The organism is Zymomonas sp. (assembly GCF_020216885.1).
In the GTDB taxonomy this organism is placed as follows: Bacteria; Pseudomonadota; Alphaproteobacteria; order Sphingomonadales; family Sphingomonadaceae; genus Zymomonas.
Window position 1 is genome coordinate 1 of sequence record NZ_JAIWON010000123.1, and the last position, 12,328, is coordinate 12,328.

At 46.0% G+C, this 12,328-nt stretch carries 9 protein-coding genes; 1 reads left to right on the forward strand and 8 read right to left on the reverse strand.

Features of this window, described 5'->3' with window-relative positions; all coding sequences use genetic code 11:
- Positions 1–744: 744 nt before the first annotated feature.
- From rodA to LDL18_RS07075, 5 genes are all read right to left on the reverse strand, one after another.
- Positions 745–1,851, reverse strand: a complete 1,107-nt coding sequence (rodA, locus tag LDL18_RS07055) for a rod shape-determining protein RodA (protein ID WP_296508159.1) — start codon at positions 1,849–1,851, stop codon at positions 745–747.
- 11 nt (positions 1,852–1,862) lie between these two features.
- Positions 1,863–3,794, reverse strand: a complete 1,932-nt coding sequence (gene mrdA, locus LDL18_RS07060; protein ID WP_296508161.1) for a penicillin-binding protein 2 — start codon at positions 3,792–3,794, stop codon at positions 1,863–1,865.
- Between the two features lie 127 nt (positions 3,795–3,921).
- Positions 3,922–4,473 carry a rod shape-determining protein MreD gene (locus LDL18_RS07065; protein ID WP_296508167.1) on the reverse strand — a complete coding sequence of 184 codons (552 nt, stop codon included), beginning with the start codon at positions 4,471–4,473 and terminating at the stop codon, positions 3,922–3,924.
- 13 nt (positions 4,474–4,486) lie between these two features.
- A complete protein-coding gene (gene mreC / locus LDL18_RS07070) occupies positions 4,487–5,506 on the reverse strand; it encodes a rod shape-determining protein MreC (protein WP_296508169.1) in 1,020 nt (339 codons plus the stop codon).
- Positions 5,507–5,535: 29 nt separating this feature from the next.
- On the reverse strand, positions 5,536–6,582 hold the full coding sequence (locus LDL18_RS07075; RefSeq protein WP_011240278.1) for a rod shape-determining protein: 1,047 nt from the start codon (positions 6,580–6,582) through the stop codon (positions 5,536–5,538).
- A 257-nt stretch (positions 6,583–6,839) separates the two neighbouring features.
- Here LDL18_RS07075 and mutL point away from each other — a divergent pair, with 257 nt between their 5' ends.
- Positions 6,840–8,681 (forward strand): DNA mismatch repair endonuclease MutL, encoded by a 1,842-nt coding sequence (gene mutL / locus LDL18_RS07080; protein WP_296508175.1) that lies wholly within the window; start codon positions 6,840–6,842, stop codon positions 8,679–8,681.
- A gap of 148 nt (positions 8,682–8,829) precedes the next feature.
- Here the strand turns inward: mutL and LDL18_RS07085 are convergent, their stop codons facing one another.
- The 3 genes from LDL18_RS07085 to LDL18_RS07095 all read right to left on the reverse strand — a co-directional run.
- Entirely contained in the window at positions 8,830–10,173 is a 1,344-nt protein-coding gene (locus LDL18_RS07085) for a bifunctional cytidylyltransferase/SDR family oxidoreductase (protein ID WP_296508177.1), read from the reverse strand.
- Positions 10,174–10,217: 44 nt separating this feature from the next.
- Positions 10,218–11,792, reverse strand: a complete 1,575-nt coding sequence (locus tag LDL18_RS07090; protein ID WP_296508179.1) for a hypothetical protein — start codon at positions 11,790–11,792, stop codon at positions 10,218–10,220.
- Positions 11,793–11,953: 161 nt separating this feature from the next.
- On the reverse strand, positions 11,954–12,328 hold a 375-nt coding region (locus tag LDL18_RS07095; protein ID WP_296508181.1), incomplete at its 5' end, for a DUF559 domain-containing protein.

Here is a 12,328-nt window from a genome sequence, read left to right on the forward strand (position 1 = left end):
TAAAAGGGAACCTGTGTACCATTGCTGGTAATTAGAAGATAAACTGCTTTGAGTAGCAAAAACGGAAGAGGGTACAAGGAATAATCCAAATGTTATTCCAAAATTACAGATTAACTTCATGTATATCTTTATTTCCATTCATAGTTTTGAAGTATAAAGATCTGAAAATAAATATCTTATAATCAGTCATACTTTTTCTATGTGAATTGATATCAATAGCGGAAATATCTAAGGCTTTACTATACACCCCCTTTAAAAAACTAGCTAACAAGAAAGGGGTAAAACAAAGAAAACGATAAGTAAATTAAAAAAAATTCAGGAAAATAGAAATAATTTGTTATTTTTAAACTTTAAATTATATAATTATTTCAAATATAATGAATATAACCACAATTTAGAATTATAGTGCATCGCTATATTTCATATATTCACTTCATTAAAATTTTTTAAAATAAAATTTAAAGAAAACACAATCTATTATTATTTATTTTTATAAAAAGCTATTTATATGAAAAATTTATTCTAAAAATAGCCCAAGACAATCTATAAATTTCAAAGAATATTCTTACCAAGAATAAAATCAATAAAAATTTATATACTCAAAAATGAAATAATAAAATACTTTTATATTTCAAAATAATCACAATAACAAGAATAAGATCTTGTAACTTTCTTTTGGAAATATTGAGACGATCGGCTGGATCAATCGAGTATGTCGGAACACTCTATAGGATTAAGGACAGATCAAAAGCCCTTTTTAGGATAACGTGTCCAACGATCAATCGCCATAAGCAACCCTAAACAAATCATTACATTCATCATCGCCGAGCCACCATTAGAGACTAAAGGCAATGGAATCCCCACTACAGGCGCCATTCCCATAACCATAGCTAAATTGATAGCAACATAGAAAAAAATAGTCGAAGATAAGCCTGCCGCTGTTAATTTGGCAAAACGTGACGGCGCATTTAACGCCACCTTCATGCCCCAGCTGATGATAATCATAAAGCTGACAATAATGAAAAGCCCCCCGATCAGCCCCCATTCCTCGGCCATTGTTGCAAAAACAAAATCGGTATGACGCTCCGGCAAGTAATCGAGATGGCTCTGGGTGCCATTCAGAAAACCCTTACCCAAAATACCACCTGAGCCAATCGCAATTTTAGACTGGCTGATATGATATCCTCGACCCAAAGGGTCACTTTCAGGCGTTAAAAAGATCAAAACCCGATTGCGCTGATAATCATGTAATAAAAAGAAGAAAGCGAGCGGTGCAATCGCCGCCAAGGACACACCGCCCCCTATAAATAGCCATAAGGGCAATCCGGCCAAAAAACAGACAATGATCCCCCCCGCGACAATCATCAATGCCGTTCCAAGGTCAGGCTGAACCGCAACCAGAAGCGCTGGCACCAAAATTAAAACAGCCGCAGGCCACATAGCGGAAAAGGTTCTAATCTCGCCCGCAGGCAGCAAGTCATAAAAACGAGAAATCGCAAGAACAATCGCCAGCTTCATCAATTCCGAAGGCTGAAGGGTCATAATTCCCAGATTAAGCCATCTTCGACTGCCGCCACCTACAAAACCAAATAGCTCGACAAAAATAAGAAGGAGCAATAACCCACCGTAAAGCGGCCAAGAAATTTGCTTTAAACTGTCCTGATCTATACGGCTGATAGCAATCGCGACAAAAATAAAGAAAATGAAACGCAGCCCTTGATTTAATGCCCAAGGATGCAGCCCACCCCCAGCCGAATATAAAACGACCAATCCAAAACTGCCAACAGCCATAACAAGAAGCAAAAGCTTCCACGGCAACTGCCGAATAGGAGCAGGTACTAAGGACAACATCCCGATTTCGCCTAAGTCATATTGGGTTTAGATGGAGCTTTCGAGGCATTTTCCGACCGCATACGCATACGGCTCGCAAGATCCCCACCCCACGACACTTCCAAAGCGTTCAAACTGGCCATAGCACGATCGGGGTCAAACAAATAGGTCAGGACATCGCGTGCAATAGCCGGTCCATCCGTAGCGGAGTCAATATGGCCACCATGTTCGACAACAACCGAGGCAGCGTAACGTGGATTATCTGTCGGTGCAAAGCAAACAAACAAGGCATGATCGCGCATCCGCCAAGCCAATTGTGAATTTTTCAACACACCGCGCCCACGTTCCGCCATTGAAATACGCCTAACCTGCGCCGTTCCGGTTTTCCCCGCCAATTCAACACCGGGAACATATAGCCTTGCCGCCCCGCCAGTGCCACCACCGTTCACCACATCCCGCATAGCCTGCCGAATAAAATCGAGATGAGATTCTTTGGCGTTCAATTTCGCGGGCATCGGGACTTCTTTTGAGCGGATCAGCCGAGGCGTAATTTGTTTTCCCGAAGCCAATCGCGCTGCCATCACAGCTAATTGCAAGGGGTTGGCCAAAACATCCCCCTGCCCGATCGAGGCATTCAACGTATCTGCCGCCGTCCAATTGCGATGATATTTTTTCAATTTCCATGCAGGGTCAGGGACAGTGCCATAATGTTCTGACCCCAAAGGCAGATGGTAGCTGGCACCCAGTCCTAATTGACGCATCATATCTGCCAAAGGCTCCATGCCAACCCGATGTGCCATAGCATAAAAATAGACGTCACAGCTTTGCGTGATTGCCGTATGCATATTGACAGGGCCATGACCTTGCCGCCGCCAACAATGGAATAAACTACTGCCCAATTGATAACTGCCAGTGCAATTGACCGTTTCATAAGGATCAATACCCAATTCTAGCAAAGCCAGCGCATTCATCGGCTTAACTGTCGAGCCGGGGGGATAAAGACCTGCAATCGTTTTATCAATCAAAGGATGATGGTCATCTTGGGATAGACTTTGCCATTCTCGATGACTGATGCCATCGGCAAAATCGTTGGGATCAAAACAAGGCATCGACACTTGCGCCAAAATATCACCGTTTTCGGTATCAATAACAACAACGGCTGCGCTGTTGTCTCCGATGCGCCGCGCCGTATAATCCTGTAATCCAGCATCAATTGTTAAAGGCAGCTTTTTACCGGGCTGATCGGGTTTATTCTCCAGATCACGTACCAATCGTCCGCGCGCCGTCACTTCGGAACGCTTGGCACCCGGAACCCCTCTTAGATAATTATCGAAAGTTTTTTCTAACCCTTGCTTCCCAATTTTAAACCCGGGCGTAATCAACAAAGGATCGTGATCTTTCTTATAATCATCAGTGGTCGCTGCACCGACATAACCGATTAAATGTCCGACCGCAGAGCCATTTGGATAATAACGAGCATAACTTCTTTGCGGCGCTACGCCTGCCATTTCAGGCAACCGGACAGAAATCGCAGCAAAATGCTCGTAATCAAGATGTTCGGCAATAGGGACAGGCTGATAACCGGCGGCTTTATTCAAATCCTCTCGAATCCGATCGACATCGTCTGGAGATAGATTGAGTAACTCGGCCAAAGTAATAATTACCCTTTCCCGATCCTGTATTTGATCGGGAATAATATCGACACGAAAATCAGTATGATTGATCGCCATTGGCCGATTGTGGCGATCGACGATCCACCCCCGTCTTGGCGGTATCAAGACCGTCTGCACCCGATTATCTTCAGCCATTAGACTGTAATGTTCGTTTTCTGCGACAGATAGCCAAGCCATCCGCATAGCTAACAAACTGCCGGTCGCCAATTGCAATCCGCCAAAAAGCATAGCACGTCGGGAAAAACTATAGCCGAGCGAATGTTGGGTAATAAGATGACTACGCTTTTTCACAGAAAAATAATCCGGCAAGTATTACGCAATAGAAAGAGGGCGTGTGCAAAAAATATGGATAATCCTACAAAAAACAAGCCGGTGTAATAGCTGTCCTGCTCTCAATGATGACTATTCTAGTCTTATTTTATAAAGCTAACCGCCAACGATCTACAAGTGAACAAAAAAATTCAACCACCGGAAACAGCAAGATAGAGACTAGAATCCTTGGCATATCGGCAACAAGCGCGATAGCGAAATGCCCTTTAAAACCGCAAGACATACATAAAGCCAGCAAGCTAGAACAAAAAACGGCCACGGTTGCCAAAATCCAGTCCTGCCAATAATTCCGCCATACCAGCCGATTATCGACAATATCCATCATGAGAAAGCAAGCTGTCCATGTAATCATAGAGGTAGCTGGCGGCTGACCATTGATAATATCATTAGCCATGCCCAAAGGTAGCCCCATCCATGCTTGCCATAATTCAGGGCGTAACAAGCGCCATCCCAAAGCCGTTAAAAAGCCTAAAGATGGCCAGAAGGATAATACCCCGACAAAAGGCTCAGTCTCCAAAAGGCTTGCCAACAAAACCATAATAATCGGGGTAATTTGGGCTTTTATGGGCAAAAAACCCAAATCCTGATCTTTGGCAATAATAGGCTTTGCCGCAGGAGGCGTCACCGGTGTCAAAGCCATAACCGCTCTCCTTTCATCGGGATTTATTGGATACCGGTGATGCGCTGTTGCTATTCGCAGGATTATCGGTAGCCCGCCCTGCTAAAGGTTGGGTAACAGCCCTTGCCGTTGGATTATTTTTGGCCATTTTCTTGCGGGACAATTTTTGAGAAGGCATTTTATCCGCAAGGGAAGGTTCCGGCGGAGCATCAGGCTCAAATATTTTTTCAACCATAATATAATCCACCGAAGCCGGATTAACGACGGGCAAAGCAACCGCGCCATCATTATTCAAAGCCGTAACAAAAGCGACCGGAATATCGGGGGGATAGATTCCTCCAGTGCCAGAAGTCACCAAAAGATCACCTTTTTGGAAAGGTGATTGCCCTGCAATCAATGGCCGGACATCCAAAGGGCCATCGCCCCGCCCCGCAGCCAAGGCAGCCACACCGGAACGGGCAATTTTGACAGGTAAAGTATTGGAAGGATCAATCAACAACAGAATACGCGCCGAAAAATGCCCCGTCGCCAAAACACGTCCAACCAAACCCTCGGCCGCCAAAACAGGCATACCACTTGTGACCCCTGACAAAGAGCCAATATCAATAATGGCCGTCCGACGACTGCTGGTTGCCAAAGGGGAACCGATAATATGCCCAACAGCTATTTTTTCGGGCGTATGATCGACCAGATTTAACAAGCGTTTCAGCTTGCCATTATCCGCCTTCAAAAGCTGTAATTGCACAAGGTCGGATTGCCGATGTTCCAATTCCTTTTTTAAATGGATATTTTCACTACCCGCCTTGATATAGCCCGCGACATTATCACGGGTATTATCCAACAGGGTAACGACCCCGTGACCTAAACGCGGCCACGGGCTGGTGCAATCAGTAATAAAACCAATGACGCTATTGTAACTGGCGGGATAGAGATTGGCCAAGATCAACATGACCAAGGCCACAATAATCCCTCCGACAGCCACGACATAACTTGCAAATAAGCCTAGTTGCGCCCGCCTTGAAAAACCAAAATTACGTGAGCGCGGCGGTGCCATGCTTCAAAAGATCCTTTGCCTGCTCAAAATCAGGCTGTTTGTAGAACAGCTCTAAAGGTAGGATCTTCCAAAGCCCGTCCGGTTCCCATAGCCACACAGGTTAAAGGATCGTCGGCAATTGTTACCGGCAAAGAAGTTTCCTCACGCAACACCGTATCCAGACCGGATAACAAAGCGCCCCCACCTGTCAAGACGATACCCTGATCGACAATATCGGCGGCCAATTCCGGTGCCGTATTTTCTAAAGCGAGACGGACGCCTTCAACGATAGAGGCCACAGGCTCAGACAAAGCTTCAGCAATCATCGCCTGATTGATCTGGATTTCTTTTGGCACCCCGTTTACCAAATCGCGGCCTTTGATGCTGATCGTCATCCCGATGCCATCATCTGGCATTCTCGCCGTGCCCATTTCCTTTTTGATACGCTCGGCTGTTGCTTCACCGATCAAAAGGTTAAAATTCCGGCGGACATAGGAACCGATGGCCTCATCCATTTTGTCGCCACCGACACGGACAGAGGTGGTGTAGGCTAGCCCCCGCAAAGACAGAACCGCCACTTCGGTGGTGCCGCCGCCAATATCAACGACCATCGAACCGATAGGCTCCGTTACCGGCATTTCAGCCCCAATCGCTGCCGCCATAGGCTCGTCAATCAAAAAGACCTGACTGGCTCCCGCATTAGAAGCCGCGTCGCGAATAGCGCGTCTTTCGACAGATGTAGAACCGGACGGGACACAGACCACAATTTCAGGAAAACGCCAAGGCCGTGCTTTACCGCCATGCACTTTCTGGATAAAATGTTTTATCATCTGTTCGGCGACGTCAATATCGGCAATCACGCCATCACGCATAGGGCGGATGGCTTGGATACTATCCGGCGTTTTGCCCATCATCAGCTTGGCGTCATTCCCGACGGCGCGCACCCGTTTGACGCCATTCAAGGTTTCGATTGCCACAACCGAGGGTTCATTTAATACAATGCCACGGCCGCGAAGATAAACGACGGTGTTCGCCGTGCCGAGGTCAATCGCCATGTCATGCGACATAAATTTAAACAGGCGGGTAAAAAGAGACATTCAAGCATCCGTCCGCTAACAAGGGGCTTTAGGAAAGAAGCCAGAAAAGCTATAAACTTTCCCGACCAAAAAGAAACCGGTATATTACACATATACCGATATTAAAGGGATAGATCAGGACTATTAATTTATCGACCCTATATCGATCCTGAACATCCTATACTATGACTTTAAAAGGTTAAAAAAAAGCCATTTTCCGGTTTTATATGAATATTGAACCGGAAAGCCAGAGAACCGCTTGGGGCAGGGTTAGAAATATGTCAATACGCCGTCTGCCAGAAGACGTCATAAATCGCATCGCTGCGGGTGAAGTTGTTGAAAGACCAGCCAGCGCTTTAAAAGAACTGGTCGAAAATGCCATTGATGCTCAATCAACCCGCATTCTTATTCGCTTGCAAAAAGGCGGCTTAGACGGGATCGAAGTCATTGATAATGGCATCGGCATCCCTGCGGATGAAATGCGGCTAGCCTTAGAACGTCATGCGACTTCCAAACTCCCCGAGAACAATACCATCGAGGCCGTCAACACATTGGGTTTTCGAGGTGAAGCCCTGCCCTCTATTGCCAGTGTTGCCCGCCTAACATTAGAAAGTCGAACAGCCGACAGCGATAGCGGCTGGCAAATTATCGTCGATAATGGACATTTCGAGAAGGAAGGCATAGCCCCTCTTCCCAAAGGCACAAGAATAAAGGTTGATTCCCTTTTTGCGCGCATTCCAGCACGGCGTAAATTCATGCGTAGCGCCAAAAGCGAATATATGGCCTGCCATGATGTCGTCAGACGACTGGCCATGACGCGCCCCGATATTGCTTTTTCGTTTGAGCATGATGGCAGACGTATTTTTTCTTTCAATGGCGGTGAAAGCCGACAAAGAAGGGTCGCGGCTCTGATTGACCGGACATTAAAAGACAATAGCGTCGCGGTTGAATATCAGCGCGATCAGATGCAGCTTGAAGGGGTAGCCAGCTTACCTACTTTTCATCGTGGTCTGGCCGATCATCAATATTTGTTTGTCAATGGCCGCCCTGTTAAAGACCGCTTGCTTATTGGTTCAGTTCGGGCAGCCTATCATGATTTGCTGGCAAAAGACCGCCATCCGGTTCTGGCACTTTTTCTGACTTTGCCGAATAGCGATGTCGATATCAATGTTCACCCTGCCAAGGGAGAAGTCCGTTTCAGGGATTCTCAAGCCGTGCGTAGTCTTATTGTCGGTGGGCTTCGGGAAAGTCTTGACCTATCCGGTTTTAGAAGCGCGCAACCCGCTGATGTTCAAGCCATGGGGAAATGGCAAAAAAGCAGCGATCTGGCTGTGCCTCCAAAAACTACCCCTAGCCATGAATCGAGATCAGCCCTTTCAGATTCTGGGCTTCTTTTTAAAGGCCGGACAACAGAAACACCGAAAGCGACTTCAATCCGAATACCCCAAGGCACAGCCTCTGATCTATGGAGTGCCACAACAAAATCACCCTTACCGCCTATGGGACGAAATAGCGCTACAGACGGTTCAGAACAAAGCGATTTCCCACTAGGATTGGCAAGAGGCCAAATTGCTGCAACCTATATTATAGCCGAATCCAAAGATGGATTGGTCATTGTCGATCAACATGCCGCGCATGAAAGACTGGTTATGGAACGGATGCGGCAGGCATTAGAAAACGGCCAAGTCACCAGCCAAAGATTGCTTATGCCAGATGTTGTCGAAATGGACGAGGTCTCTTGCGATCTGTTCGAACAAAGGCAGGATGAATTCGCAGCAATGGGGCTTGAAACCGAACGCTTCGGCCATGAAGCTATTTTGGTTCGGGCGACCCCTGCGATGCTCGGTAATTGCGAAGTCAAAGCCATGATAAAAGACCTTGCTGCCGAAATCGCCGCCTATGATCAGAGCCTATTGTTAAAGGAAAAATTTGACCATATTGTTGCAACCATGGCCTGTCACGGATCAGTCAGGGCTGGTCGTTTACTTTCTATCGCGGAAATGAACGCCTTGCTGCGGGAAATGGAAATCACACCCCATAGCGGCCAATGTAATCATGGCCGCCCGACATGGGTTAAACTAGGCCATAAGGACATCGAAAAATTATTCGGACGGAGTTAAGTAGCATCGCTTTTTAGAAAGAGAGGATTTGAAACGGTCATCTGTTTAATCCCTATTCCTTCCAATGGGCGGCGTTATTCTGCATAAAAACAGTCTTTAAAATGCCTACAAGGCTGCCAGATATTGTCTGGCAGCCTTGATAAAAACCTTAATAAATATGTTTAATTAAACCTGTCTGGGGATGCTCCAACATCGCGATCACCTGCTGACTGACAATATCAGGGTCAAGACAGATCGCCGGATTCTCATGCGGAAAAGCTTTCCTCCGCATGGGCGTATTGGCACGCCGTGGGGCAATACAGGAAACCGCAATATTGTCCTCTGCCCATTCTTCAGAAAGGGCTTGCGTTAAATTAACCACCGCTGCTTTGGAAGATGAATAAACTGCTGAATTGGCACGCCCCCGAAAATAACTACTAGAGCTAACCATCAACAAATGACCGGATGACTTCTTCAAATAGGGAAAAGAAGCCAAGGCCACGTTCAATGAACCGATCAAATTAACATCTATCATTTGACGGATTTCTTCACGGCTCATTTCCGTAATTTTACCGGTTTTCAAAACGCCGGAGAAAACTGCAACCGCGTCAATATCAGATGTTTTAGAGGCGACTTCCTTAAAAAAGCTATTCACCTGTTCAGGATCACAAATATCGATCCCCGTGCTACGCGAAGCCGCAAAAACTTGCCATCCTTTAGCTTCCATAGCTTTTGCGGCAGCAGCACCCAAGCCAGAGGAAGCGCCGAAAAGGACAACAGATTTCTGGCTTTTTTCCTCGGAAACAACTGATCGGCTAGCGGCCTGCCCTGAATAGAGGATTTGTTCAGCCAAAAAGAAATCTATCGGCGTTGTGATTTTGATATTTTTATCATCACCGGTGACCACACCGATATCAGCATCAGGATTTTGATAAAGAAATACACCGCAATCATCGGAAAAACGGTCAAGAATTTCAGGATCTATCGCCCGATAAGCGGCAGTCAAAGAATCGCCCCAGAAACCTTGCGGCGTTTGCCCCCGCCGTAATAGGCTACGTTTGGGGATAGAAAGCAAATGATCCTGCGCTTCATTCAAAGAAACGATAGTATCGGCCGTTGGAATAACAACATCAACTGCCTGATGCCGATCAAGAGCATGCAAACTATCGCTGATGATATCATGGGAAACAAAAGGGCGAACCGCATCATGAAATAAAATCTTAACATGACGATCACCCGCAGCCGCCAAAGCGGCCATGGTTGTTTCCATGCGAGAAGCGCCGCCCGCCACCAAATAAAGCGATTTTTTAGAAAAAGGCGCAGTTATCTTGGCAATTTCTTTCCGATATTCAACCGGATAGGTCACAATAATTTCATCAATCGCCGGATGAGAATAAAAGGCCTCCAAGGTATATTGAATGATTGGCTTTCCACCTAATACCTTGAATTGCTTGGGTAGCGGATCACCAAAACGGGTGCCTTTTCCCCCTCCCAAAATAACGGCAACAGCCATAATCTTCTCCGGCCTATCAAATCAAAATTACAGGAATTGAGGTTTTATAAGGCAATATTCGCCTGAATATCATCCACAATCCGTTCAGCGGCTTTCCCCGGCCAAGGCATCATCATGTCAAAATTTTCTTTTCTGATGGTAGCAAGAGGGTCATCACCCTTTCGACGATAAGAATTGACAATTTCCCGTGCCGCCTGAATAGTGGTTGCATTATAGGTGCCGCGCATAATTTTTTCACCCACTGCATTAAATCCACGATGCCGCTGGCTATCCAAAAAGATCAACGGTTTATCGTGGAATATCTGATATTCAGCCAGAAAGCTGACACCTTCTGTTATCATGGCATCGGATGCCGCCAATAAGGGACCATAATCGCCACCTTCACTTAAATAAGTATTCGGCAAACGGTTCCATAATTTTTTAAATTGTTCGACCTGCTGCTCATTAAACAGCTTGTAAAATAACAGGGAATTAAACAGCAAGGGATGTGGCCGCAAAACGAATTCGATATCTTGAGCTTCTTCTGCCCATTGCAACATATCGCCAAAGGTTTGCGGAAAAATACCGAAATCAAGCCAACCATTTCCAATAGTATGATGCGGTGCCCATATCAGACGGAATTTCTTCTCACCTTCCGATTTGATCGGCCATTCGGGATTTTTGCGGGATTCCCATAGACGATCAAGCTTCGGATGACCACTCACCACGATATTATCACCACCGCGCAAGGATTTTTCTTTCATGCGATGATATAGTGGCTCATTCTCGCAATACATCCGCCAACACATACGATGAAAATACTGGTCAGCGGAGAAATCTTGCTCATTTTCTTCTGCCGTCAATTTTTCCAGAATATTCAAGCCATAATAAGGGACATAGCACAGGCGAGCAAAATTGAGATGCTGCGTTTGGAAAGGTTCCGGCGTATTCACTTCCCAAGGCATCTGACGGAAAATGACATCCGGTGCGATTGCTTTTATAACCTGTAATGCTGATTCAAAATCCTCTTTAAAACGGATATGGGGAATAGATTGCTGTTCTAAACCCTGATGCACTTCATCTTCTGCCTGATAATCCTGCGTTGCCGGAAAATAGCGAGGTGAAGTCGCGACAATAACCTCAAAATTATCGCGCGCGGACATAATCGCATAGACATCCCGCAGGCTATCCCACAACGCCATATTATGAATCAGAAATAACACTTTTATTTTAGAAGAAGAGCGACTGCTACGCTGAGAAACCAGATTTATCGTATCACGCATATGATCAAGTTTGCGCTCTAAAATCATCAAGGCAGGAGTCAGATCAGGTGCAGGCGCGACAGCGGGAACAGAAGCTGCCCCTGTCTCAAATAAAATGAAACGGGCTTTATCTTTCCCTTCCTGCGCCGATTGCCCGAAAAAGACAAAAAGATCGCTGTGCTCCAAACAGCAAGCAAAAATAATCGAAGGTGTTTTATGCTCGTTGGTTAAAACAATCTGCGTGCCGACGACAGACCAATATTGGCGATCAAAATGTTGAGCACCCAAGACCCGACCATCTTCCTGAAAACGGATATTTTTTTCAAGAAGACTGCCATCTTCCTGAAAAAGGTCAAAAGTCTTTTCTGTCAATTTCATTTTGTACTCCATCGGTCTTTTCCAGAAGGTCGTCATACCCTCTTCATTAAAAGGCCGCATCTATATTGATACAAACGCATGCTATAGGAAAGAGAACGACTTTTATGATCATAAGTTAAAATAAATCATAATCGCCCTCGGATTTTATCTCTTCGTTGATATCAGCTTGTGGGCAAAGCCATTTTATTCTTGCGCCGATCTTCTTCTAAAATCGCGACCAAAGCGTTATGCAGATGCTCAGCCGCCCCTTCTTTATCAACCCACCAATCCGTTGACCAAACCCGCACCAACTTCCACCCTAGCTCCGACAATATCGCTTCTCTGACTTTATCCCGATCCCGCGCTGTTGCTGCACTATGATAAGTGGCACCATCACATTCGACACCAGCCAGATAATCACCGGGGCGATCAGGATGAACAACCCCCAGATCAATTCTGAAACGGGAAACCCCAATCTGGCAAGTCGCTTCCCAGATTGGGGGTTCCCGTCTCGGAGTCGACCCGGGGGCTGAGGGTCCGGAACAATTCTGAAAAGC